The organism is Thalassobacillus sp. B23F22_16 (genome assembly GCF_043496955.1).
Lineage (GTDB): Bacteria > Bacillota > Bacilli > Bacillales > Halobacillaceae > Thalassobacillus > Thalassobacillus devorans_A.
Window position 1 is genome coordinate 1 of record NZ_JBIEKD010000028.1, and the last position, 23,835, is coordinate 23,835.

Annotated in this window: 28 protein-coding genes and 1 rRNA gene; 28 read left to right on the plus strand and 1 reads right to left on the minus strand. The window is 42.7% G+C overall.

Annotation, left to right across the window (positions count from 1 at the left end):
• Positions 1-13 precede the first annotated feature (13 nt).
• The 12 genes from rrf to rsmI all read left to right on the plus strand — a co-directional run bounded on the left by rrf (position 14) and on the right by rsmI (position 8,130).
• Positions 14-127: ribosomal RNA gene (rrf, locus tag ACGTNI_RS17025) — 5S ribosomal RNA — on the plus strand.
• Between the two features lie 138 nt (positions 128-265).
• Positions 266-448: a sigma factor G inhibitor Gin gene (locus ACGTNI_RS17030; RefSeq protein ID WP_254901653.1), complete on the plus strand. Its 183-nt coding sequence runs from the start codon at positions 266-268 to the stop codon at positions 446-448.
• A 598-nt stretch (positions 449-1,046) separates the two neighbouring features.
• Complete coding sequence (locus ACGTNI_RS17035; RefSeq protein WP_394463884.1) at positions 1,047-2,474, plus strand: aminotransferase class I/II-fold pyridoxal phosphate-dependent enzyme; 1,428 nt, start codon at positions 1,047-1,049, stop codon at positions 2,472-2,474.
• 17 nt (positions 2,475-2,491) lie between these two features.
• Positions 2,492-3,136 (plus strand): dTMP kinase, encoded by a 645-nt coding sequence (gene tmk / locus ACGTNI_RS17040; protein ID WP_085504843.1) that lies wholly within the window; start codon positions 2,492-2,494, stop codon positions 3,134-3,136.
• A gap of 43 nt (positions 3,137-3,179) precedes the next feature.
• Positions 3,180-3,509, plus strand: a complete 330-nt coding sequence (darA, locus tag ACGTNI_RS17045; protein WP_085504842.1) for a cyclic di-AMP receptor DarA — start codon at positions 3,180-3,182, stop codon at positions 3,507-3,509.
• A gap of 20 nt (positions 3,510-3,529) precedes the next feature.
• Positions 3,530-3,970, plus strand: a complete 441-nt coding sequence (locus ACGTNI_RS17050) for a YaaR family protein (protein ID WP_085504841.1) — start codon at positions 3,530-3,532, stop codon at positions 3,968-3,970.
• Positions 3,971-3,983: 13 nt separating this feature from the next.
• Complete coding sequence (gene holB, locus ACGTNI_RS17055) at positions 3,984-4,970, plus strand: DNA polymerase III subunit delta' (RefSeq protein WP_394463886.1); 987 nt, start codon at positions 3,984-3,986, stop codon at positions 4,968-4,970.
• A 6-nt stretch (positions 4,971-4,976) separates the two neighbouring features.
• Positions 4,977-5,804: a PSP1 domain-containing protein gene (locus ACGTNI_RS17060; protein ID WP_085504839.1), complete on the plus strand. Its 828-nt coding sequence runs from the start codon at positions 4,977-4,979 to the stop codon at positions 5,802-5,804.
• 16 nt (positions 5,805-5,820) lie between these two features.
• Positions 5,821-6,174, plus strand: coding sequence for a DNA replication initiation control protein YabA (yabA, locus tag ACGTNI_RS17065; protein WP_139823686.1), 354 nt, complete (start codon positions 5,821-5,823; stop codon positions 6,172-6,174).
• 86 nt (positions 6,175-6,260) lie between these two features.
• The gene (locus ACGTNI_RS17070; protein ID WP_085504837.1) at positions 6,261-7,004 is read left to right on the plus strand and encodes a tRNA1(Val) (adenine(37)-N6)-methyltransferase; all 744 of its coding nucleotides are present in this window, start codon (positions 6,261-6,263) and stop codon (positions 7,002-7,004) included.
• The gene (locus ACGTNI_RS17075) at positions 6,994-7,257 is read left to right on the plus strand and encodes a GIY-YIG nuclease family protein (RefSeq protein WP_085504836.1); all 264 of its coding nucleotides are present in this window, start codon (positions 6,994-6,996) and stop codon (positions 7,255-7,257) included. Before ACGTNI_RS17070 ends, ACGTNI_RS17075 begins: the two co-directional genes overlap by 11 nt.
• Entirely contained in the window at positions 7,258-8,130 is an 873-nt protein-coding gene (rsmI, locus tag ACGTNI_RS17080) for a 16S rRNA (cytidine(1402)-2'-O)-methyltransferase (RefSeq protein ID WP_394463887.1), read from the plus strand. It begins immediately after the preceding gene.
• 102 nt (positions 8,131-8,232) lie between these two features.
• On the opposite strand, the gene abrB is transcribed toward rsmI, so the two are convergent.
• The gene (abrB, locus tag ACGTNI_RS17085) at positions 8,233-8,508 is read right to left on the minus strand and encodes a transition state genes transcriptional regulator AbrB (protein ID WP_062438421.1); all 276 of its coding nucleotides are present in this window, start codon (positions 8,506-8,508) and stop codon (positions 8,233-8,235) included.
• A 510-nt stretch (positions 8,509-9,018) separates the two neighbouring features.
• Here abrB and metG point away from each other — a divergent pair.
• The 16 genes from metG to fin all read left to right on the plus strand — a co-directional run bounded on the left by metG (position 9,019) and on the right by fin (position 23,783).
• Positions 9,019-10,968, plus strand: coding sequence for a methionine--tRNA ligase (gene metG / locus ACGTNI_RS17090; RefSeq protein ID WP_394463888.1), 1,950 nt, complete (start codon positions 9,019-9,021; stop codon positions 10,966-10,968).
• Positions 10,969-11,145: 177 nt separating this feature from the next.
• Positions 11,146-11,916 (plus strand): TatD family hydrolase, encoded by a 771-nt coding sequence (locus tag ACGTNI_RS17095; protein ID WP_085504833.1) that lies wholly within the window; start codon positions 11,146-11,148, stop codon positions 11,914-11,916.
• A gap of 401 nt (positions 11,917-12,317) precedes the next feature.
• Complete coding sequence (locus ACGTNI_RS17100; RefSeq protein ID WP_085504832.1) at positions 12,318-13,607, plus strand: resuscitation-promoting factor; 1,290 nt, start codon at positions 12,318-12,320, stop codon at positions 13,605-13,607.
• 95 nt (positions 13,608-13,702) lie between these two features.
• Positions 13,703-14,266 (plus strand): ribonuclease M5, encoded by a 564-nt coding sequence (rnmV, locus tag ACGTNI_RS17105; RefSeq protein ID WP_085504831.1) that lies wholly within the window; start codon positions 13,703-13,705, stop codon positions 14,264-14,266.
• Positions 14,259-15,146, plus strand: a complete 888-nt coding sequence (gene rsmA, locus ACGTNI_RS17110) for a 16S rRNA (adenine(1518)-N(6)/adenine(1519)-N(6))-dimethyltransferase RsmA (protein ID WP_394463889.1) — start codon at positions 14,259-14,261, stop codon at positions 15,144-15,146. The genes rnmV and rsmA overlap by 8 nt, the downstream gene beginning before the upstream one ends.
• Before the next feature lie 71 nt (positions 15,147-15,217).
• On the plus strand, positions 15,218-16,135 hold the full coding sequence (gene yabG, locus ACGTNI_RS17115; protein WP_394463890.1) for a sporulation peptidase YabG: 918 nt from the start codon (positions 15,218-15,220) through the stop codon (positions 16,133-16,135).
• A gap of 293 nt (positions 16,136-16,428) precedes the next feature.
• Complete coding sequence (gene veg / locus ACGTNI_RS17120; RefSeq protein WP_062438443.1) at positions 16,429-16,686, plus strand: biofilm formation stimulator Veg; 258 nt, start codon at positions 16,429-16,431, stop codon at positions 16,684-16,686.
• Positions 16,687-16,860: 174 nt separating this feature from the next.
• Positions 16,861-17,040, plus strand: a complete 180-nt coding sequence (locus ACGTNI_RS17125; RefSeq protein ID WP_085504828.1) for a small, acid-soluble spore protein, alpha/beta type — start codon at positions 16,861-16,863, stop codon at positions 17,038-17,040.
• Positions 17,041-17,113: 73 nt separating this feature from the next.
• Positions 17,114-17,980: a 4-(cytidine 5'-diphospho)-2-C-methyl-D-erythritol kinase gene (ispE, locus tag ACGTNI_RS17130; RefSeq protein WP_085504827.1), complete on the plus strand. Its 867-nt coding sequence runs from the start codon at positions 17,114-17,116 to the stop codon at positions 17,978-17,980.
• A gap of 59 nt (positions 17,981-18,039) precedes the next feature.
• Positions 18,040-18,861: a pur operon repressor gene (purR, locus tag ACGTNI_RS17135; protein ID WP_085504826.1), complete on the plus strand. Its 822-nt coding sequence runs from the start codon at positions 18,040-18,042 to the stop codon at positions 18,859-18,861.
• Positions 18,862-19,066: 205 nt separating this feature from the next.
• A complete protein-coding gene (spoVG, locus tag ACGTNI_RS17140; RefSeq protein ID WP_028781775.1) occupies positions 19,067-19,357 on the plus strand; it encodes a septation regulator SpoVG in 291 nt (96 codons plus the stop codon).
• A gap of 211 nt (positions 19,358-19,568) precedes the next feature.
• Positions 19,569-20,948: a bifunctional UDP-N-acetylglucosamine diphosphorylase/glucosamine-1-phosphate N-acetyltransferase GlmU gene (glmU, locus tag ACGTNI_RS17145; protein WP_085504825.1), complete on the plus strand. Its 1,380-nt coding sequence runs from the start codon at positions 19,569-19,571 to the stop codon at positions 20,946-20,948.
• A gap of 15 nt (positions 20,949-20,963) precedes the next feature.
• Positions 20,964-21,917 (plus strand): ribose-phosphate diphosphokinase, encoded by a 954-nt coding sequence (locus ACGTNI_RS17150; protein ID WP_085504824.1) that lies wholly within the window; start codon positions 20,964-20,966, stop codon positions 21,915-21,917.
• A gap of 91 nt (positions 21,918-22,008) precedes the next feature.
• Positions 22,009-22,671, plus strand: a complete 663-nt coding sequence (locus ACGTNI_RS17155; RefSeq protein WP_085504823.1) for a 50S ribosomal protein L25/general stress protein Ctc — start codon at positions 22,009-22,011, stop codon at positions 22,669-22,671.
• A gap of 191 nt (positions 22,672-22,862) precedes the next feature.
• The gene (gene pth, locus ACGTNI_RS17160) at positions 22,863-23,423 is read left to right on the plus strand and encodes an aminoacyl-tRNA hydrolase (RefSeq protein ID WP_085504822.1); all 561 of its coding nucleotides are present in this window, start codon (positions 22,863-22,865) and stop codon (positions 23,421-23,423) included.
• Positions 23,424-23,552: 129 nt separating this feature from the next.
• Complete coding sequence (fin, locus tag ACGTNI_RS17165; protein ID WP_085504821.1) at positions 23,553-23,783, plus strand: anti-sigma-F factor Fin; 231 nt, start codon at positions 23,553-23,555, stop codon at positions 23,781-23,783.
• Positions 23,784-23,835: the final 52 nt, after the last annotated feature.

Genomic DNA, 23,835 nt, shown 5'->3' on the forward strand with positions numbered 1-23,835 from the left:
TAAATAGTCAAGGTCTAGTGGCGATAGCGGAGAGGTCACACCTGTTCCCATGCCGAACACAGCAGTTAAGCTCTCCAGCGCCGATGGTAGTCGGGTTTATCCCCGTGAGAGTAGGACGCCGCTAGGCAATCGAAAAACCCGGAAGTTTTCCAAAGCTTCCGGGTTTATTTTGTATCTAGTATTGTACGTGCACGTTAAAATACACTAAAAAAATAGTATAAGAGATGATAGATTGGTCCATACTAAAGCCATGGAGGTGATAGGATTGAAATCAATCAATCGCTGTGGCATATGTGAGCGTAACACGACAGAGGGCATTCATATCTATCAATTATTTGTTTGTGAGAGTTGTGAGAAAGAAATCATAGAAACAGAACCTGGAGATGCTAGATATTCTTTTTATATTAATAAGTTGAAAAATATAGTGCCATCAAAAATTCATTCTTAAGATGAAGATCTTCGCAGTCCAGGCGAAGGTCTTTTTTTCTTTAGGCTCTGTTTAAATCTCAATGTTGCATTTCCAGTAAAGCTCCCAATTGCTGAAGACTCAGTTTTAAGATATGTTGTTTCCGTTACGGTAGTAACGGTTTGGAGGTCCGGGAAATCACTCGCTTTCCGTGGGCATGTGGTGAGCTTCCTCAGGCTTCGCCTTGCGGGATCTCACCGCTCATGTTCATCCCACTGGAGTCTCGCAATTTCCCGGACCTCCTTGCGTTTAAGGGAGAAATGGAAACATCGTTATGCAGTCCTTCAACCAAAGGGAGAACTACTTAGAAGGCAGTCTCATCTATAATAGGGGGTTCTTTTCTCCCATCCTTCGGATGGGGTGGTTGGGAAACTGCGAGACTCCAGTTCCCCAGCCGCCCCTGACACTTTTATGGATAAGACCCTTGATATATTTGAAATCAAGTCTTCGACTTTTCGGCCCTATAGTTGAATAAGCGTTTTATAAAAAAACGCCTTACCAGCGTCTGTGCTTGTAATCATTCGGTGAGTTAGATAAGATGAAGGAGATTTTCATTGTAACTAAAAAGGGGAAGCCTTTTATGTCTTTAGACCAAACCAAAACGCCACTTTACGATACGCTGGTAGATTATAAAAATCGCGCACTTGACTCCTACCATGTACCAGGGCATAAAAATGGAAAAATATTTTCAAGCCGAGGCATGGATGAGTTTCAATCTTTTCTTCAGATGGATGCTACGGAGATTACCGGTATGGATGATTTACATGATGCACACGGTCCGATACAAGAGGCACAAGCATTAGCTGCTGATTATTTTAACAGTGAGTCATCCTACTTTCTAATCAATGGAAGCACTGCTGGAAACCTGGCGATGCTTCTAACGATATGCCAGGCGGGAGATAAGATAATTGTCCAGCGGAATTGCCACAAATCCATTCTGCATGGTTTAGAACTGGCAGGAGCTCAGCCCGTCTTTTTGGCGCCCAGCTATGAGGAACAATCAGCAAGATACAGCAAAATAGAGGTAGAGACCGTAGAAGAAGCACTGGTTCGTTTTCCAGAAGCGAAAGGCCTTGTACTGACTTACCCCGACTACTTTGGCCGTACTTATGAGATTGAAGAGATTATCAAGACAACCCATCATCATGAAGTCCCTGTTCTGGTAGATGAGGCTCATGGAATCCATTTTCACTTAGGCCGTCCCTTTCCTTCCTCAGCTTTAGAAGCAGGAGCAGATCTCGTCGTCCAGTCTGCGCATAAAATGGCACCTGCCATGACCATGGCTTCAATGCTCCATGCAAACGGGGATCGTATTGATATGGAGAGACTTCGTTATTTTCTTCAAGTTTTCCAATCGAGCAGTCCTTCTTATCCTCTCATGGCGAGCCTGGACTTAGCCCGGCATTTTCTAGCTAATGCCACCGAAGAAATGGTTGGGAGGGCTATTCAGCATGCAGCGAAAATCAGAGAAATTTTTGCTGAAGGAGAGGGGTGGACCGTATTACCAGGTAGTAGGTGTGATGACCCTCTTAAAGTCACTCTGCAGGCAGACAGAGGATGGACTGGCCTTCAATTAGCAACTCTATTGGAGGATGCAGGCGTATTTCCGGAACTGGCACTTCCCGACCAGCTTTTGCTCATAACAGGACTAGGGGACTACATTGATGTACGCCGCCTTAAAAACTCGATTTCTAACGTGAACGAACAATTAAAAACAACACGAAAGCATGCTACAATAAAGGCGGTCAATCTGTATACGGAAAAGATTCAGGAACTGGCTTTTTCTTATGAAAAAATGAAAAAGATGCAAAGCGTATTCACCCCATGGCAGGAGGCAGTAGGGAAGGTGGCGGCACAGCCGATCGTGCCATATCCTCCTGGCGTCCCATTGCTGGTAAAAGGGGAAACAATCACAAAGAAACATGTAGAACAAATAGTGCAGTTAATTGACCAGGGTACCCGTTTTCATAATGATGATATTAAAGAAGGAATGGTCACCTTTAAATAGATCTGAGGAGAATGATTGTGGAAGGATTATTTATAACGTTTGAAGGCGGTGAGGGCGCAGGGAAAACTTCTGTGCTTAAAACTGTTGCAGAAGAATTAAACAATAAGGGTTATGATGTACTAGCAACCAGAGAGCCTGGCGGCATCGAGATAGCAGAAAAAATTCGTCATATTATTTTAGATCCGGCTCATACTGCCATGGATGGGCGTACAGAAGCCTTGTTATATGCCGCTGCACGCAGACAGCACCTTGTCGAGAAAGTGCTGCCTGCACTTAAGGAAGGGAAGGTCGTCCTTTGCGACCGATTTGTCGACAGCAGTTTGGCTTATCAAGGCTATGCGCGTGGCCTTGGCATGGATGAAGTGTTCCAAATCAATCAGTTTGCGATCGAAAACCGCATGCCGGATATTACTTTATTTTTTGATATTAAGCCGGAGGATGGTCTGAAAAGGATTGCTGCTAATAAAGGCAGGGAGCAAAATCGGCTCGACATGGAAAAGCTGGATTTTCATCATCAAGTCTATGAGGCATATCAGAAGCTGATAAAAAAATTTCCTGAGCGTATACATGTTATTGATGCCTCACAATCATTAGAGGGTGTTCAAAAAGAAGTTCTGCGAGAGCTGCAGCCATATTTAGTAAATAGTAATCGTGACAGCTGATATTTGATATAATATAAAAAAGGAAACGGGAGGCTGCAATGTTATGAAAATGATCATTGCTGTTATTCAGGATAAGGATAGTAGTCGTTTGACGGACGCTTTAGCAGAGCGTAATTTCCAATCGACTAAATTAGCTACTACAGGCGGATTCCTGAAAGCAGGAAATACCACATTAATGATCGGTTGTAATGATGAAAATGTCGATGAAGCATTAGAAATCATCAAAGATAATTGTAGTCAGCGTGAACAGATGGTTGCACCTATTTCTCCAATGGGAGGAAATGCTGACTCCTACATTCCAAAACCGGTCAAGGTAGAAGTTGGTGGTGCCACTGTTTTTATCTTGCCAGTAGAATCCTATTTCCAATTTTAGTGTAAAGGGGTTTATAGAACGTGAAAATCAGTCAGGAAATTCGCGCGCAGATAGACGCCGCACAGAAACCCTCTACGACTAATGGAAAAGGCCGGAAAGAATTCGATGCGCTAGTTCAATCCCATAACCATAAATTGAAGGAGCAGGAACTCCATAAATTATTAGGGGGTATCAGTGCACAGGGTGAACGTGTAGCCCGCCATCGTTCTTTCCGGGACCTGGCTAAATATAAGCGGATGATCAAAAGCTTTCTCCAGGAAACAGTGGAGTCCGGCATGACTACGAGACATTCCCACAGCTGGAGTATGGATGGACAAGCCCGAAAGCTTACTACCATCGAAGCGATTGATGAAAAATTGACCGAGCTGACAAACGCTGTAATGGATCAGGAGAAAAGGTCGATTGATATTTTAGGGATAGTTGGTGAGGTCAAAGGTTTATTAATCAATTTGTATACTTAAGGGCGGAATCGTAATGCATACATGGGAAGATATGAAACAAATCCAACCCCTAGTCAGTAAAATGCTGATCAAGAGCTTTACTAAAAATCGTATATCACACGCCTATCTCTTCCAGGGTTCTCAAGGAACAGGGAAACGGGAGATAAGCCTATTATTCGCAAAAGCAATATTTTGTCCCAATCGTGATGGGGCAGAACCATGCCACCAATGCAATGCCTGCAAAAGAATTCAGTCAGGAAACCATCCGGATATCCATTGGATCAAGCCGGATGGGCAGTCGATAAAAAAAGATCAAATACTTCACCTCCAAAAAGAATTCACCTATACGGGCCTGGAATCGAATCAAAAAGTCTATATTGTCGAAAGTGCGGACAAAATGACGGTCAATGCTGCAAACCGGCTGCTCAAGTTTCTGGAGGAACCCAGTAAGCAGACAACAGCCATGCTACTGACTGAAAACAGTCATGCTATTCTGGATACGATTCGTTCCAGGTGCCAATTGATGGCTTTTCAGCCGCTCAATTCTCAAGGTATCGAGGAGAAACTGACCGGTGAAGGTGTAAGTGAATCAAACGCAAAGCTGCTTTCGCAAATGACGAATAATTTGTCGGAAGCACTCGAAATTCAAGCGGATGATTGGTTTGCTAATGCACGAAAATTAGTGATACAATTAATAGAAGTGCTGAACAATAAACCAAATGAAGCGCTTTTATTTATCAATCATCAGTGGATGCCTCATTTTAAGGAAAGAGAGCAGCTTCAACGCGGTTTGGACTTATTGATGTTCTGGTACAAGGACATGATCAATCATGAGTTGGAACGGGAAGAGGCCATCATTTACCAGCAAGAAAGAGATAGAATGGAACAAATGTCTATGACCTTGACTCGTCAAAACGCAGTCAGAGGCTTATCATCTATCCTTGAGGCGAAGCGGAAGATAAATCAGAATGTCCATCCAACACTTGTGATGGAACAACTTACACTTCACTTGAAGAGGTGATCATAATTGATCGAAGTGATAGGCGTCCGCTTTAAGCAAGCGGGTAAAATATATTATTTTGACCCAAGGAACATCCAGATGTCTACGGATGATTACGTAATCGTAGAAACGGTCCGTGGGATCGAATTCGGGAAAGTGGTCATTGCCAACCGGCAGGTAGACGAAGAAGACATTGTATTGCCTTTAAAAAAGGTCATCCGGATCGCAGATGAAAAAGATAAATTGACGGTGACCGAGAATAAAGAAAATGCAAAAGAAGCTTTCGCTGTCTGCGAAGAAAAGATTAAAGACCACAAGCTTGATATGAAGCTTGTTGATGTGGAATATACATTTGATCGCAATAAGGTGATTTTTTATTTTACTGCCGATGGGCGGGTAGACTTCCGGACACTTGTTAAAGATTTGGCATCTGTATTCAAAACCAGAATTGAACTTCGCCAAATCGGAGTACGGGATGAAGCGAAGCTGCTCGGCGGCATCGGCCCGTGCGGAAGAATGTTATGCTGCTCCACATTCCTTGGTGATTTTGAACCAGTTTCCATTAAAATGGCCAAGGATCAGAACCTCTCGCTGAACCCGGCGAAAATTTCAGGACTATGTGGACGTTTGATGTGCTGCTTAAAGTATGAGAACGATGACTATGAAGCAGCCAAACGTGAACTTCCTGATCTTGGTCAGCGGATTACCACTTCTATGGGTAAAGGAAAAGTCGTAGGAATCAATATGCTGGAACGACTTGTTCAAATTGAATTCCCTGAGCTCGAACGTACACTTGAATATACGTTGCAGGATTTAATTGATGAAGGAGCCGTTTCAACCCAAGCCACAGAATGACGGGGTGGAAGGAAGCGTGAACAAGAAAGAAATTTTCGAGCAAGTATCCCATTTAGAATCACAAATTGGAGAACTATATCAGCAATTAGGTGATTTAAAAACCCAGTTGGCACATCTTTTAGAGGAAAACCAACACTTATCCCTGGAAAACCACCACTTAAGGAAGCGGCTGGATAGGGAGACAGAAGTGCCTGCCCGGCAACAAGCATCAAAAGGAAAAACCACTTCCAAGGATTCATATGTGGGGGAAGGTTATGACAACCTTGCCCGGTTATATGAAGAAGGCTTTCATATTTGCAACTTACATTTTGGCAGTCCAAGAGATGAAGATTGTTTGTTCTGTCTATCGTTCCTGAACAAGAAAAAATAAACGGAACACCGCCTTTCCTTCCCGTAAGGAGAGGCTTTCTTTTTATAAGATAATAGAAATGAGTAAGAAAGGTAGCTGGAAAACAGATGGTTGTATTGAAAGATGATGAACGAATAGATGATTTGTTAGCGGATGAGACGATGCAAATCATCCAAAGTCCTAGCGCTTTTGCATTTTCCCTTGATGCGGTCTTGCTTGCTGACTTCACCTATGTCCCGGTCAAGCGGGGGAAAATCATTGATTTGTGTACAGGGAATGGCGTCATTCCCCTGCTTCTGTCTCGTCGCTCGCAAGTTCAAATAACAGGGGTTGAAATTCAAGAACGGTTATATGATATGGCGGTACGCAATGTCGAACTGAACCAGTTGGAGGGTCAACTGGAAATCATCCATGGTGATTTGAAGGATATGCCCGCACGATACGGCAATAGAAAATTCGATTTGGTGACCGTCAATCCTCCTTATTTTCCTACCCCGAGAAAAAAAGAGCAGAACTTAAATGATTATTTGACGATTGCCCGACATGAAATATACTGTTCCCTTGAAGAGGTGGTACAATCGTGCAGCAGGCTTGTCCGCTCTGGAGGCAAGGTATCCATGGTACACAGACCGGGCAGGATGGCAGATATATTGACGCTGTTTCGAAAGTATAAAATCGAACCGAAACGGCTCCGACTCGTGTATCCGAAAATGGGAAAAGAAGCTAATATTCTGCTGGTGGAAGGAATCAGGGACGGGAATGCAGATTTGAAAATCCTCCCGCCGCTTTATGCCTTTACGGATGAGGGTGAATATACGGACGAGTTAAGGAACATCCTTTATGGAAAATAGCCATTATGTATATATACTGAAATGCAACGATGGTTCCTTCTATACGGGCTATACCAATAATTTAGAACAGCGTCTCGCTAAACATGAAAGTGGTAAAGGTGCAAAGTACACCAGAGGGCGTGGACCATTTGAACTGGTGTACTGGGAAAGCTTCGAAACGAAAACAGCAGCTATGCGCAAGGAATTTCAAATTAAACGGTTGAGCAGGACTAAAAAAGAAGCATTGATTGCTTTAAAGAGTGAGGGAGACTGAATGGAAATACAAAAAAGTTTTGCTGCATCTGATTATGGCACACTTTATATTGTGCCAACACCAATCGGGAACCTCGAAGATATGACCTTCCGGGCTGTCCGAACGTTACAGGATGCTGTTAAAATAGCTGCCGAAGATACGCGAAACACAAAAAAGTTATTGAGTCACTTTGACATTCATACGCCTTTAGTAAGTTACCATGAACATAACAAGCACACCCGTGAAAATCAGTTGATCGAGATGCTGGAAAACGGAGAGGATCTCGCTGTCGTCAGTGATGCTGGAATGCCGGGAATATCTGATCCTGGTTATGAACTGATCCAATCCGCTATCGCCAGCAATATTCCGGTGGTTGTCCTTCCCGGACCGAACGCAGCTCTATGCGCTTTAATAGGATCAGGCCTGGAAACGGAAAAGTTTCATTACTATGGGTTTTTGCCGCGCAAAAAAAAGGATCGGGAACAAGAATTGGAGGACATCAAGTCCTTCCGATCCACACTTGTATTTTATGAATCCCCGCATCGTTTGAAAGAAACATTAAAAGCGATACAGAATGTGTTAGGAAACCGGAAAGTCGCTATATCGAGGGAGCTGACGAAGCGCTATGAAGAATACATTCGTGGAGATATGGATGAAGCGATCGAGTGGGCGGAAACAAGTGAACTTCGTGGAGAGTTTTGCATTGTAGTGGAAGGAAATAAAGCGGAGATAATTGAGGATGAGTTATGGTGGAGCAGTTTATCGGTTATCGATCATGTTGAGCACTACATCGAGAAAGAAGGCATGTCGAGCAAACAGGCGATCAAGCAAGCTGCAAATGACCGTAAACTTCCAAAACGTGAGGTGTATCAAGCGTACCATGTAGAAGAATAGCATGTTCCCATTCATCCGTCATAGAATATAAAAAAGCACTGACTGCCAGTCGTTTCAGTCAGTGCTTTTTTTATTTTATCTCTGTCTCTTTGTCTGTTTACCTTATTTAATGCTATCCTCGATTTCTTTCATCAATTTGCTAGCACCTTCGCGGCTGAGTACCAATTTGCCATTTGCCAGGGAAAGGTTGTCCTCAGATACCTCACCAGTAACGTGGCATGTCATGTTCGGCTTATATTTTTTCAATACAATCCGATCATCATCCACATAGATTTCCAATGCGTCTTTTTCGTTGATTCCTAATGTGCGACGAAGCTCAATCGGAATAACCACGCGTCCAAGTTCATCAACTTTTCTTACAATACCAGTAGATTTCATTTTTGTTTCTCCCCTCAATCAAAAATTTTCGCCAGATTTCGACATCTGTCTAAGGTCATAATACCAACCTTTGCCAGCTATGTCAATTCTTAATTTTTCCAATTGTCCCAACACATTAACTCGTTAAAGCTACTAGATGTAGTGTGTTATTGAAGAAATAAGTATCCATATTGGGATTTTACTGGTTTTTCAAGATTCAATTATGTAACATTTTTGATAATTTATTACAATTTATTGAATTCCTTTACCAGGGATTCCGACCATACCATTCGACAAATTTCTGTCAGTATATGGGGGTGTTTCGACAAAAAATATAAAAATACTTTGATCAGCACCCAATATTCTATCTCTGTTCCTGGCTCATTTTTTGAATTTCATAGGTTTCTACGGTATATTTTGATGTTAGGAATGGAAATCCTCTATATAAATCGATACAATAAGGAGATACGGAAAGTTATTCAATAAAGGCTAGACGCTAGCCTTTCGAATATAGTCTGAGGAGGGAAAAGGATGCCAAAAGAAAAGAATACATTCTATATTACAACACCAATCTACTATCCAAGCGGCAATCTCCATATCGGTCATGCTTACACTACCGTAGCGGGAGATGCGATGGCTAGGTATAAACGTTTACGAGGGTTTGATGTGATGTATTTGACTGGAACGGATGAGCACGGTCAAAAAATCCAGCGTAAAGCGAAAGAGCAAGATGTCACGCCTCAAGCCTACGTAGATGATATCGTAAGTGGGATCAAGGGTCTATGGGAAAAGCTTGATATTTCCTATGACGATTTTATCCGGACGACACAGGACCGTCATAAAAATATTGTCGAAAAGATTTTCTCCCACTTGCTTGAAAAGGGAGATATCTACCTCGATCAGTATGAAGGCTGGTATTGCACGCCTTGTGAATCCTTCTTCACAGAGCGTCAGCTGGATAATGGCAAATGCCCTGACTGTGGAGGTCCGGTGGAAAAGGTAAAAGAAGAATCCTATTTCTTCAAGATGAGCAAGTATGTCGACCAGCTGCTTGCCTTCTATGAAGAAAATCCGGAGTTCATCCAGCCGGAAAGCCGTAAAAATGAAATGATCAATAACTTTATCAAGCCAGGATTGGAAGATCTGGCTGTCTCTCGTACCACCTTCGACTGGGGTGTACAAGTCCCAGGTAACGCCAAGCACGTTATTTATGTGTGGATTGATGCACTCAGCAATTACATCACTGCGCTGGGTTATGGCACGGACAAAGATGAACGGTATCAACAATATTGGCCGGCGGATGTCCATCTTGTCGGAAAAGAGATCGTACGGTTCCATACGATTTACTGGCCGATTATGCTGATGGCTTTGGACTTGCCTCTACCGAAGAAAGTCTTCGCTCACGGCTGGATTCTGATGAAAGACGGCAAAATGTCCAAATCAAAAGGAAATGTCGTCGATCCGGTGAAACTGATTGACCGTTATGGACTCGATGCTCTTCGTTATTACTTGCTTCGTGAAGTGCCATTCGGCTCTGATGGAGTTTTTACGCCGGAAGGGTTCGTAGAACGTACCAATTATGACCTTGCCAATGATTTAGGAAACTTGTTGAATCGTACGGTGGCAATGATCAGTAAGTACTTTGGCGGCGAGATTCCGGCATTTAAGACTGGAGAAGATCAGCATGACGAGAACCTGGAGCAACTGGCGAAACAAACAAAAGCACAAGTAGAAGAGAACCTGGAAAATATGGAATTTTCGGTAGCTCTTTCCCAGCTTTGGACTTTTGTCAGCCGCACTAATAAATATATTGATGAAACACAGCCGTGGGTATTGGCGAAGGACGAAAACAAGAAAGAACGCCTTGGCAATGTCATGGCCCACCTGGCCGAATCCTTGCGTCATATCGCTGTCATGCTGCAGCCATTCCTGACCCAGACTCCGGAGAAAATTTTCAAGCAGCTTGGAGTAGAACAGGAAGAGTTGAAGCAATGGGACAGCCTGGAACAAATCGGAATGCTCCCTGAAGGGACCAAGGTTCAAAAAGACGATCCTATCTTCCCTCGCCTGGACGCTGAGGTTGAAATTCAAGCAATCAAAGACATGATGAAAAAACCTGCAGCAAAGCCAGAGCCGAAGAAAGAAGAACAGTCAGAAGAAGTTACGATTGACGACTTCATGAAACTGGATTTCCGTGTAGCGGAAGTAACTCAGGTCGACAAGATAAAAAAAGCAGATAAGCTGCTAAGAATTCAATTAGATCTTGGCTATGAAAAGCGACAGGTCGTATCAGGAATTGCAGAACATTATACGCCGGAAGAGTTGGTGGGTAAAAAAGTAATTTGTGTAACGAATTTGAAGCCTGTCAAACTCCGTGGCGAACTTTCCCAGGGAATGATTTTAGCTGGTGAAGATGAGAGCGGCAAACTTGCCTTAGCTTCTATCGACCAGACCCTGGAAAATGGTGCGAAAGTTAAATAATTGGACAAAAGGGAAAGCTAATAATGGCTTTCCCTTTGCTTATAAAAAATGGCTCTGTTAAAAAGTTATGGTGTGGACCTATCAACTGAGGCTTATTCAACTGAAGAATCGAAAAGTCGAAGACTGATTTTGCCTGCATAACTATAACAAGTTTAACTTTGAAAGGTGGTTGGAATGATGTTATTTGATACACATGTCCATTTGAATGCAGAACAATTTAAGGAAGATCGTGAGGAAGTCATCCAACGGGCAAAGGATGAAGGAGTAAAATATATGGTTGTCGTGGGATTCGACCGACAGACCATTCCATTAGCGATTGAAATCGCAGAGTCCCATGATAATATATATGCTGCTGTCGGCTGGCATCCCGTGGATGCTATTGACATGGAAGATACTGACCTTGACTGGCTGGAGGAACTGTCTTCCCACCCGAAAGTAGTTGCCTTAGGGGAAATGGGTCTTGATTATCACTGGGATAAATCCCCTGCTGATGTCCAAAAAGAAGTGTTTCGCAAACAAATACACTTAGCCAAAAAAGTGAACATGCCGATCATTATCCATAACCGGGAAGCGACCCAGGATATCGTGGATATTTTAAAAGAAGAAAAAGCCGAAGAAGTAGGAGGCATCATGCATTGCTACAGCGGTTCTGTAGAGATTGCGGAAGAATGCGTGAAAATGAATTTTATGATTTCCCTCGGGGGACCAGTCACCTTCAAAAATGCTAAACGGCCAAAAGAAGTGGCAGAAGCGATTGAGCTTGACCACTTGCTGGTAGAGACCGACTGTCCATTTTTGGCTCCCCATCCTAATCGCGGCAAACGAAACGAGCCGGCTTATGTTAAATTAGTGGCAGAGCAAATTGCTGATTTGAAAGGCGTTTCATTGGAAGAAGTGAGCGAAAAAACGACTAGAAATGCCCTTAAATTCTTCAACATTCCCCAATAAAAGAATAAAAAAGGTGATTTTTTCCCGTCCTCTCAAAAGAGGACGGTTTTTTAAATTTAAGGACACAGGAAGAAAGTCGTGGAGAAATGTGGTGTTACTTGTCTTTTTGATGTCGTTTTTTGAATGAAAGGTACTTTTTTCCTATTTTATTATACAAATGTATGAGAATTGTAACATGTTTGTTATTTTAATTCGGAGGTCGGACGTGTATATTGGGTATTGTGCAACCGAGCGAGCAAGCTTTGGTTTTTACATAGGCATTTATTTTTATGTTATGAAGCGTTTATTTAGGAAAACTTGGCTTTTCGCCAAGTAATGGTGAAAGCCATAGTTTTTCTTATACTTTAATCCTTTAAGAAAGTTAAACATTCTTAAAGTACAAAAAAGGGGAGGCACGGGGCATGAAAATATTTTCTAAATTGTTGCCAGCTTCAAAAACTACGCTGGTCTTAACGATTATTAGCAGCGCCGTATTGTTTGCCTTACTTGGAGTTATAACTCATGAAGCAACCAAAGCAGAAGTCACTGTTAATCACAACGGGGAAACAACCCAACTACGTACACATGCCGACACAGTGGGTGAACTTCTGCAGACATTAGAGATCAACACCTCAGAATATGATGAATTATCGCATCCAGAAGATACTGCATTGGCTAACGGGATGGAAGTCGATTATCAAAGTGCCGAGCCAGTCCATGTAGTAATCGATGGCGAACAAAAAGATTATTATACAACTGCAGAAACAGTCGGAGAGTTTTTCGAGGAGCAGGATCTTCATTTTAAAAAACGAGATGAGGTTTCTCATACGGAAATGGATCCGATTGAGCCTGATATGAATATAGAAATTGCAAAAGCATTCCAGGTCACCATTAATGATGGCGGTGAAAAAACACAAGTCTGGACTACTGCTTCCACTGTCGGTGACTTCCTGAAGGATCAGGAAATCGAGTTAGGTGAAATGGATGAATTGAAACCTCAAGAGTCCAAACAACTGACAGAAAAAACACCTGTAAAAATCACACGTGTAGAAAAAGTCACCGATGTAATCGAAGAAGAAATAGACTTTACTGTTGTAACTAAACAGGATGGTTCTCTCCCGAAAGGGGAAAGAAAAACGGTTACGGATGGTGAAAAAGGACTTATCACGAAGAAGTACGAAGTGACCTTGAAAAATGGCGAAGAGGTCGACCGGAAGCTGATCAAGGAAGAGCAGCAAAAGGAAAGCCAAAATAAAATCGTTGCAATTGGTACAAAAGAAGAGGAAAAGAAAGTTGTAACACAGGCATCGAATAATACGAATAAATCTTCGGATTCCAATAATAGTTCTACTCAGAAATCGAACTCAGGTAATAGTGACAGTGACACCACAGTTTCTCGTGGAGACTCAGAGAGCTCGGTCAAAACACTGCAAATGAGTGCCACTGCTTATACAGCCAGCTGCAGTGGATGTTCCGGCATTACGGCAACAGGCATCAATCTGAAAGCGAATCCTGATGCGAAAGTAATTGCTGTCGATCCTAACGTCATTCCACTTGGTACTAGGGTGTGGGTCGAAGGCTACGGAAATGCAATTGCCGGAGATACAGGTGGAGCGATCAAGGGTAATAAGATCGACCTGTTCATGTCTTCCAAGAGCAAGGCGCAAAGCTTCGGGCGTAAGACAGTGCAAGTGAAAATACTCGGAAAATAACGATAAGCAGGGGACCCGCTCCTCTGCTTTTTCTTTTGGGTTCATTTCGTGGTATGCTGAAAGCTACTAGCGTATTGTTGCACGGAGGAGTATAAGTGAAAAAAATTAAAGAAGTGATTGTGGTAGAAGGAAAAGATGACACGACAAAAGTGAAACAAGCGGTGGATGCGGATACGATCGAATCCAACGGCTCGGCTATTAACCAGGAAATAATTGAGCGAATCAGACATGCAAAAGAAAAGCGGGGCGTGATTATTTTTACGGACCCTGATGCTCCAGGTGAGCGGATCCGTATGATAATTTCTGAGGCTGTTCCTGGATGCAAACATGCTTTTTTACCGAAAGATCAGGCACGGTCCAAATTTGATCATGGGATCGGAATTGAGCATGCATCCTTAAAAGCGATTCAAGAAGCTCTCGCCTCTGTATATGAATTAACCGAAACAGAAAATAATGAAATTACAAAGGCCGATTTATTAGCCTATGGGTTGTTAGGTGGTCCCCATGCAAGTCGAAGGAGAGACAAGTTGGGGGAACGCCTTCGAATCGGGAAGGCCAATGGCAAACAATTACTGAAGCGTCTGAATATGTTCCAAATTTCAAAACAGGAATTCGAACAAACAATGGAAATGTTGATACAGGAGGAAAACGATGAATAACCAAAAAGCAATAGCCACTCCGACGAGAACGAAAGAAATTCTCGAACAATATGGTTTTTCCTTTAAGAAAAGTCTGGGACAAAATTTTTTAATTGATGCCAATATTTTAGAGAATATTGTGCGATATGCGGGGGTAGATGAACGGTCTGGCGCGATTGAGATAGGGCCGGGTATAGGGGCACTGACCGAGCAGCTCGCGAGACATGCTGGTCGGGTGGTTGCTTTTGAAATCGATCAGCGGCTGGTGCCGATATTGGAAGAAACCCTGTCTCCATACGATAATGTATCGGTCATCAACAAGGATATTTTAGAAGCGGACGTCCATGAAGTGATTAAAACAAACTTTGAACCGGGACAGAGTTTAAAAATGGTTGCTAATCTTCCTTATTACATTACGACACCTATTTTAATGAAATTATTAATGGAACGACTTCCGGTCGACAATATCACCGTTATGATCCAAAAGGAAGTGGCAGATCGGATGGCCGCTTCACCAAATACGAAAAGCTACGGTTCATTATCGATAGCCGTTCAATACTATACAGAAGCAAAAGTGGTGATGAATGTCCCGAAAACTGTATTCATGCCACAGCCAAATGTTGACTCTGCTGTCCTGCAGTTGGTTCTTCGTGACGTTCCGCCCGTACAAGTCACCGATGAAGACTTTTTCTTCTCAACGGTTCAGGCAACTTTTGGACAGCGTCGTAAAACATTGATGAATAACCTCTCCCGTCATTTCAAAGGGGAGCTGGAAAAAGATCAAATTCGGGAAACGCTGGCGAATATCGGAATTGAGCCATCCCGCAGGGGAGAATCTTTGACGATGGAAGAATTTGCGGTTTTGGCCAATGCTTTTTATGAGAAACAGAAGGCGGTTTAACCCTTAAAGAGTACACAACTTCATACATTTCACATAGGCTATGTTAGTGAAATGTATGAGGTGGTGGCAAGATGATTGTCAAAGGGGATTTAGTAACACGCATCTCTCATCAACACGACTTGTTATTCCGTGTTCAATCTGTCAAAGAGGACCGGGTGCTTTTATTTGGAGAGGACTTCCGGCTGGAGGCAGATGCTCCTATTTCTGATTTGAAGAAAGTGACAGGCGAAGAATACCGGGCACATAAAAAGAAAGTGAAAGTACAGGAAGACTATTCTTATCGGTTGTTCCGCCAGGATTATCAGCTGCTGAAAGAAAAAAGGGATCATGAGTCGACAGATGGCTTTAAGTTTGAAAATAATTATTTTCAAATAGCTCCACGTGTCCTCCATGTTGACGGAGATCAACTTTTTCTGAAAAAGTGCATCCAACTCTATCAACAGTTAGGTATACAAGTACATGGGACTCATATGGGTGAAAAAGATATGCCGGTTCAAATAGGATCTTTAATTGAAAGGATCCAGCCTGATATTGTCGTCATCACCGGTCACGATTCTTTTTCCAAGAATAAAGGTTCGGTTCGTGACTTACGTGCGTATCGCCATTCCCGATATTTTGTTGACACGGTTCGTGAAATCCGAAGTAAGTCATCGCATCTGGATCAACTGGTTATTTTTGCGGGTGCCTGTCAATCCCATTTCGAGTCGTTGATTAAAGCTGGGGCTAATTACGCAAGCTCACCACAGCGAATAAACATTCACGCTTTGGATCCTGTCTATATCGTTGCGCGCATCGCCTATACGTCATTTATGGATAAAGTGAATGTAAGAGAAGTATTGCGTAATACCTTGACAGGAGAAGGGGGGCTTGGAGGGGTCGAGACACGAGGCCTGCTCAGGGTCGGAATGCCTTTTCGCTCCCTGGAAATACTGGAAGAAAAAGAAAAAGAAGAAAATGATAAAGAAGAAGATAACAATTCAAAAATTTAGTGTGAAACGGATGATCTAAAAGGGAGAATAAGCGCATTAATTCCTATGCTTGAGCCTTTTGGATTAGTCCGTTTTATTTTTCACTTTAAGAAAGTATAAATTTACTAAAGGATTAAAGTATGAACCAGTTTTTTCTAATATACATAATTTTACCTTTTTCAGGAATAATAAAGATATCGTGACACAAGCAATTATTTTATTGACATTAAAATTGTCATACTGGTATAATATAAGTTTTTATTTGACATCGTCGATGGCTTGTGTTATATTTATATACAGTGAGGTGGAGTGTAGTGGCTAAAACGTTATTCGAAATAAAAGAATCCCTTGAAGGCCAAATTGGTAAGCGATTGACATTGACAGCAAATGGAGGACGGAGAAAGACCATCCAACGTTCCGGTGTTCTGGCAGAAACGTATCCATCTGTGTTCATTGTTGAGCTTGACCAGGAGGAAAATGCTTTTGAACGAGTATCTTATAGCTATGCGGATGTACTTACGGAAACTGTGGAATTGAGCTTCGATGAAATGAACAAACTAGCTACAAGCTAGCTATCTGGAACAGTAAACAATGGTTTACTGTTCTTTTTCATTTTATCAGAAATAGTCCATAATCATGTCAGGGAATTTTTCCCGTGGTTACCCATTAGTTACTGAATGAATACCCCTGAATGACATATGCTAGGAATGTCCGTAACTAAGCTTTTTGAAAGGAGCTGTAAACGGATGAGCAGAAGAAGAGGGGTTATGTCTGATCACCTCAAAGAAGAAATTGCGAAAGAACTTGGGTTTTATGACACGGTTCAGAAGGAAGGCTGGGGTGGAATTACAACCCGGGATGCCGGAAATATCGTGAAACGCGCCATTCAAATGGCCGAGGAGCAAATGATAAGGGAGCGGTCCTGATGGACGCTCCCTTTTTTGAAAGGAAATATGGTACAATCTCCTATAGTAATGATGAGGAAAAGTAGGTGGAACCATGTACGTGTATGAAAAAGCGCCGGCGAAAATAAACCTTTCGTTAGACGTTCTATATAAACGGGATGACGGATTTCATGAAGTGGAAATGGTCATGACGACGATTGATTTAGCAGATCGAATTACGCTGGAGGTATTGGAAGAAAATCAGATCATTATCGAGTCTGAAAGCAGGTTCGTTCCTAATGATGAAAGAAATCTCGCCTATCGGGCTGCTAAATTAGTAAAAGATACATACCAGGTTGAAGCAGGCGTCAGGATATTCATCGAAAAAAACATCCCTGTCGCTGCCGGGCTTGCTGGAGGAAGCAGTGATGCTGCTGCTGTACTAAGAGGCGTTAACCGTCTTTGGAATCTTGCGCTTAACCCTGATGAACTTGCCCGTTTAGGGAGTGAAATTGGCTCTGATGTTTCCTTTTGTGTCTATGGGGGGACCGCGTTAGCAAAAGGCCGGGGAGAGCAGATCGTAAACCTGCCTGCGCCGCCTGCTTGCTGGGTCGTCCTTGCCAAACCTGCCATCGGGGTCTCTACTGCTACGGTCTACAAAAAATATCAGGGGGAAAAGGCGGAACATCCCAATACTACTGCGATGATCGAGGCGCTGGAAAATGAAGACTTTAAACAGCTATGTGATAATGTCGGCAATGTGCTGGAATCTGTAACCTTAGAGCTTCATCCAAAAGTCAGACAGATCAAGCATCAAATGGTACAAGCCGGGGCCGATGCCGTCCTGATGAGTGGAAGTGGTCCTACGGTGTTTTCACTTGCCCAACAAGAAACGAGAGCCCAACGTATATTCAATAGCTTGAGGGGTTTTTGTGATGAAGTATACCTTGTCCGTATGTTAGGACACCGTTCCCACACTTGATTAAAACCGTATGAATCTGGTAATATTAGATGATAATATTCGGATTTTGAGGTGTTCGTATGAAAAGAAGTGAACGACTGGTGGCAATGACCCACTATTTATTAGATCATCCGAGAGAATTAGTTTCCTTGCCGTTCTTTTCCGAGACGTATCAGGCGGCTAAATCTTCTATTAGTGAAGATTTGGGTATCATCAACCAGATGTTCCAAAAAGAAAGCATTGGTTATTTGCAGACGGTATCGGGAGCGGCGGGTGGCGTTAAATATATCCCGCAATTTTCCAAAGCCTATAGTGAATCTTTTGTCAGCCGATTATGCGAACGGCTGGAAGACCCTGAACGGCTCCTTCCTGGAGGCTACTTGTTCATGAGTGATTTACTGGGTGACCCCCATACGGTCCGTGATATCGGGCGCTTGTTTGCTTCAGCCTTTGCCGATAAGGAAGTCGATGTCGTTATGACAGTGGCGACAAAGGGAATACCACTTGCTTACGCTGTAGCTTCTTATTTGAATGTTCCGGTCGTCATTGCACGTCGAGACCCCAAAGTAACGGAAGGATCCACAGTAAGTATCAATTATGTTTCCGGTTCCACCAAAAAAATCCAAACGATGGTGTTGACGAAGCGCAGCCTGAAGGAAAAATCGAGGGTATTGATTATTGATGATTTCATGAAGGCGGGAGGCACTATCGCGGGTATGCAGAACCTGTTAAAAGAATTTAACGCCGTTACAGCGGGTATCGGTGTCCTGGCTGAAGCGGAAGATGAAGACGAAGACCGCGTCGTAGAAGATTATTTATCCCTCGTCCAAATTTTGAATGTGGATGATCGTAATAAACAAATTAAAGTTGCAACTGGAAATTTATTAGATAAAATCACCTAATAAAATTTATTAGTATATAAAAGGTTACAAGAAGCGGAATCCCTGTCATACCAATGGCTGAGGTTCCGCTTCTTGCATATTAAATACTATTAATTTCTTGTCAAACTACAAACCGTGAAAAATTTTTATTAAATAAAGAAGGAATTTTTGCCGTTTTGTGGAATTTATGTAATAAGTTCTTTTTGGGAAAAGGTGGTGAATATTAATGGAAGTAACTGACGTTAGACTGCGACGCGTGAATACTGAAGGAAGAATGCGAGCAATTGCTTCTATTACTTTAGATCAGGAGTTTGTCGTACACGATATTCGTGTCATTGATGGCAACAATGGTCTATTTGTAGCTATGCCAAGTAAGCGCACGCCTGATGGTGAGTTCCGGGACATTGCACACCCGATCAACTCGAACACTCGTGGAAAAATTCAAGACGCTGTACTTGAAGAATACCACCGTGCTGGTGAAGCAGAAGTAGAGTATGAAGAAGCCGGCGCTTCGTAAGTAAATATCATGACAACAGGGGGTCTAACTTCACAGGAGTTAGGCTTCTTTATTTTGTTTAAACAATACCCGGTTTCGACCGGGTTTTAACATGTCTTTTTTTGGTATCCCTCCCAGTTTATAATTATAGTCATTTCAAGTAGGGTATTGTTGAAATAACACTTGTTTTAAGATATGATTTTTATGGATAAATAGGATGGAGGGTTACTTCATGAGTAATAGATATGCCGTTGTGCTTGCGGCTGGTCAGGGTACAAGGATGAAGTCAAAACTGTATAAAGTTTTGCATCCTGTATGCGGCAAACCAATGGTACAGCATGTTGTAGATCAGTTGAACACTGTCGATTTAAGCGAATTGATCACCGTTGTAGGGTTCGGAGCTGAGAAAGTTCAGGATCAATTAGGTGAAGACAGCCATTATGTCATCCAGGAAGAGCAGCTTGGAACCGGACATGCGGTGCTGCAGGCGGAAGATATCCTGGCAGATAAAGAAGGCACCACGCTTGTTGTGTGCGGGGATACGCCATTATTGACAGGAGAGACATTGCAGGCATTGATCGATCATCATGATCAAGAAGGCGCACTTGCCACTATTTTGACTGCTCATGCTGACGATCCAACCGGGTACGGACGTGTCATACGCGGGGCGACCGGCGAAGTCGAGCGCATTGTCGAACATAAAGATGCGAATAATGAAGAGAAAGAAATCCAGGAAATCAACACGGGTACTTACTGCTTTGATAACCGTGCCTTGTTTGATGCCTTACAAAATGTTTCCAATGATAATGTGCAAGGAGAATACTACCTGCCGGACGTCATTGAAATCCTGAAAGATAAACAAGAAAAAGTCAGCGCTTATCAAACAGGCGATTTTTCAGAAACGTTAGGTGTCAATGATCGTGTCGCTCTATCACAAGCAGAAAAAACGATGAAGCAGCGCATTAACGAGCAGCATATGCGAAACGGAGTTACCTTGATTGATGTAGATCATACTTACATTGGTCCGGATGTGAAGATCGGGCAGGATGTTGTTATTCATCCAGGCTGCGTCATTGATGGAAATACCGAAATTGATGATGATGCCATCATCGGTCCGCATACCACGATAACAAATTCTCGTATCGGTGCAGGTACCGTCATCAGGCAAAGTGTTGCAGCGGACAGTAATATTGGACAACGCGTCCAAATTGGTCCGTTTGCCCATATACGTCCACAATCAGATCTCGGGGATGAAGTTAAAATAGGTAACTTTGTCGAAGTGAAAAAAGCGGCGTTCGGCAATAATAGTAAAGCTTCTCACTTGAGTTATATTGGTGATTCTGAGGTCGGTACCGGAGTGAACATCGGATGTGGGACGATTACCGTCAACTATGATGGAGCGAACAAGCATTTAACAAAAATTGAAGATGATGCCTTTATCGGATGCAATTCCAATTTGATTGCTCCGGTTACAGTCGGAAAGGGTGCTTATGTCGCTGCTGGTTCAACAATAAATGAAGATGTACCGTCAGAGGCGCTTTCCATTGCACGTTCTCGTCAAACAAACAAAGAAGGCTATGCTTCTAAAATGAAGCAGCCCAAAAAAGGTTAACGGAGGGTATTTCAAATGGCAACTGGTTATAAGGATCCATCGTTGAAAGTTTTTTCTCTTAACTCCAATCCATCATTGGCGCAGGAAATTGCTGAAAATATTGGGACGGAATTAGGAAAATGTTCTGTGACGACGTTCAGTGACGGGGAAATCCAAATCAATATTGAAGAAAGTATCCGAGGCTGCGATGTTTATGTCGTCCAATCTACATGTGCTCCGGTAAACCAACACATTATGGAGCTTCTTATTATGATTGATGCGTTGAAGCGGGCTTCGGCGCGCACGATCAATATCGTTATGCCATATTATGGGTATGCCCGCCAGGACAGGAAAGCACGCTCGCGTGAACCGATTACAGCTAAGCTTGTGGCGAACCTACTGCAAACCGCCGGTGCGACACGTGTATTGATGCTTGACCTTCATGCACCGCAGATTCAAGGGTTCTTCGATGTCCCGATCGATCATCTGGTAGGAGTCCCGCTTCTATCGGAATACTTTGAGGAAAAGAATTTTGATGATGTGGTTATTGTATCCCCTGACCATGGCGGCGTAACACGTGCCAGGAAAATGGCCGATATTTTGAAAGCTCCGATTGCTATTATCGATAAACGCCGTCCGCGTCCGAATGTTGCCGAAGTGATGAACATCGTCGGTAATATCGAAGGCAAAACGGCCATCCTGATTGATGATATCATTGATACAGCAGGAACGATTACACTCGCGGCCAATGCCTTGAAAGAGAATGGTGCGAAAGAGGTATATGCATGCTGTACCCACCCGGTACTCTCCGGACCTGCAATTGAACGGATTGAAAATTCTCAAATCAAGGAACTTGTGGTTACGAACACGATTCCGCTTGGGGAAGATAAGAAAATTGACAAAATTACCGAACTATCGATTGCACCATTGATTAGTGAAGCGATCATCCGTGTGCATGAGTTCAAATCCATCAGTATCTTGTTCGATTAATTTTAATAAAGAAAAAAACAGGTTTAGCTCAGACAGCGAAAGGGAAACATTATTGAATAGATGGTTTTTATTTCAATGGAGGGTGATTAACTTGGCAATTCAATTAAAAGCAAATCAAAGAAAAGATACGAAACAATCAACAAACAGGGGTCTTCGTGAAGAAGGAAATGTCCCTGCAGTTGTATATGGTAAAGAAAAAGATCCAATCACCGTGTCTGTCAACAGCATCGAGTTGTTGAAAACTGTACGTGACGAGGGAAGGAACGCAATTATTTCTCTTGACGTGGAAGGCGGCAAAACAGTAGATGTTATGCTGCATGAATATCAAATCGATCCACTGAAGGACGAGCTGATTCACGCAGACTTCTATATTGTAGACATGGCTCAGGAGATGGATGTTGAAGTACCCGTACGTCTCGACGGTGAAGCGATTGGCTCAAAAGAAGGCGGAGTTCTGCAGCAGCCATTATACCACCTGCAAGTCCGTGCAAAGCCAAACAATATTCCGGAAGAAATTACAGTCGATGTATCTGAGCTTAATGTCGGCGACAGCCTCATGGTCAGCGACTTGAAGCAGGGTCGTAACTATGAGATTCTGGATGACGAAAACCAGACAATCGTTTCTGTTACTCCGCCGGAGGAAATGCCTGAAGAACCTGAAACAGATGACGAACAGGCAGAACCAGAATTGGTTGGAGCTGAAAACGAGAGCGATGAAAGTGAAGAAAAACCAGAAGAAAACGATAAAGAGTAATACAGATGGAATATTGAGGGGGCGTGACATTGTGTTGCGCCCCTTTTATTTGACTTTAAGACAGTTAGAGGATGAAAACATAAAAAGCAGGAAGCCTTTCGCTTATAGACGCTTGATGAAAGTTGAGTTTTTATAATCGTGGATTTTGCTATAATAATATAGATACTTACAGGTAAAAGGAAGTTGAATAAATGAAATGTATTGTTGGCTTAGGTAACCCGGGGAAGAAATATGAAAAAACAAGACACAACATAGGCTTTATGGTCATCGATCAGCTGGCTTCTGACAACCATTGGGAATTAAAGCAGGAAAAGTTCAAGAGCCTGTATACGATAGAACATGTGAATGGGGAAAAGGTATTGCTGCTCAAACCTCAGACCTATATGAACCTCTCAGGAGAAGCGATTCGTGCATTTGCTGATTATTATGATTTTGAAATAGATGACTTTCTTGTTATCTATGATGATTTGGATCTGCCTCCAGGGAAAGTTCGTCTGCGGCAAAAAGGTGGACATGGGGGACATAACGGAATCCGGAATATCATCGATCATTTTCATGACAAATCTTTCAAGCGGCTTCGAGTGGGAATCGGTCGTCCTTCAGTCCCGATGTCAGTCGTCGACTATGTGCTTGGCAGTTTCGATAAAGATCAGCAGGAACCTGTGCAGGACAGTATTCATAAAGCAGCGAAAGCATGTGAAGCATGGATCGAACGTCCTTTCCAGGAAGTCATGAATGAATATAATAAATGATGAGGTCTGGAAGGAATTAAAAGGGACAGGTATGTCTTTAAACAGGCAGTCATAAAATGTAAGAATCGTATAATTGGAGTAAAAGACGGTCAAACTAAGCACAATTGCTCTAAATAGGAGGGTTGTGTGATGTCAATCATCTATGTTTGCCGTCATTGTAATAATACTGTGGGGAAATTAGAACAAGAAATAGCAGATGAGAATATGCTTGGTATTAATCATTTGACGGAACAGGAGCGCGAAGAAATGCTTGAATTCCATCAAAATGGAGACCTGCGCATTAAAACGATTTGCGATAATTGCCAGGAGGCACTTGATCAAAATCCCCAATATCATGAATTAGACTTTTTTATACAATAAACCATCGTGCACCAGAGAAATAAGGATGCCGAATGGTGAGAATGATGATAGT

Coding starts and splice junctions, on each gene's coding strand:
- ACGTNI_RS17035 (WP_394463884.1), top strand. CDS start 1,047: ATGTCTTTAGACCAAACCAAAACGCCACTTTACGATACGCTGGTAGAT.
- darA (WP_085504842.1), top strand. CDS start 3,180: ATGAAAATGATCATTGCTGTTATTCAGGATAAGGATAGTAGTCGTTTG.
- holB (WP_394463886.1), top strand. CDS start 3,984: ATGCATACATGGGAAGATATGAAACAAATCCAACCCCTAGTCAGTAAA.
- ACGTNI_RS17070 (WP_085504837.1), top strand. CDS start 6,261: ATGGTTGTATTGAAAGATGATGAACGAATAGATGATTTGTTAGCGGAT.
- ACGTNI_RS17075 (WP_085504836.1), top strand. CDS start 6,994: ATGGAAAATAGCCATTATGTATATATACTGAAATGCAACGATGGTTCC.
- rsmI (WP_394463887.1), top strand. CDS start 7,258: ATGGAAATACAAAAAAGTTTTGCTGCATCTGATTATGGCACACTTTAT.
- abrB (WP_062438421.1), bottom strand. CDS start 8,508: ATGAAATCTACTGGTATTGTAAGAAAAGTTGATGAACTTGGACGCGTG.
- metG (WP_394463888.1), top strand. CDS start 9,019: ATGCCAAAAGAAAAGAATACATTCTATATTACAACACCAATCTACTAT.
- ACGTNI_RS17095 (WP_085504833.1), top strand. CDS start 11,146: ATGTTATTTGATACACATGTCCATTTGAATGCAGAACAATTTAAGGAA.
- ACGTNI_RS17100 (WP_085504832.1), top strand. CDS start 12,318: ATGAAAATATTTTCTAAATTGTTGCCAGCTTCAAAAACTACGCTGGTC.
- rsmA (WP_394463889.1), top strand. CDS start 14,259: ATGAATAACCAAAAAGCAATAGCCACTCCGACGAGAACGAAAGAAATT.
- yabG (WP_394463890.1), top strand. CDS start 15,218: ATGATTGTCAAAGGGGATTTAGTAACACGCATCTCTCATCAACACGAC.
- ACGTNI_RS17125 (WP_085504828.1), top strand. CDS start 16,861: ATGAGCAGAAGAAGAGGGGTTATGTCTGATCACCTCAAAGAAGAAATT.
- ispE (WP_085504827.1), top strand. CDS start 17,114: ATGTACGTGTATGAAAAAGCGCCGGCGAAAATAAACCTTTCGTTAGAC.
- purR (WP_085504826.1), top strand. CDS start 18,040: ATGAAAAGAAGTGAACGACTGGTGGCAATGACCCACTATTTATTAGAT.
- spoVG (WP_028781775.1), top strand. CDS start 19,067: ATGGAAGTAACTGACGTTAGACTGCGACGCGTGAATACTGAAGGAAGA.
- glmU (WP_085504825.1), top strand. CDS start 19,569: ATGAGTAATAGATATGCCGTTGTGCTTGCGGCTGGTCAGGGTACAAGG.
- ACGTNI_RS17150 (WP_085504824.1), top strand. CDS start 20,964: ATGGCAACTGGTTATAAGGATCCATCGTTGAAAGTTTTTTCTCTTAAC.
- pth (WP_085504822.1), top strand. CDS start 22,863: ATGAAATGTATTGTTGGCTTAGGTAACCCGGGGAAGAAATATGAAAAA.
- fin (WP_085504821.1), top strand. CDS start 23,553: ATGTCAATCATCTATGTTTGCCGTCATTGTAATAATACTGTGGGGAAA.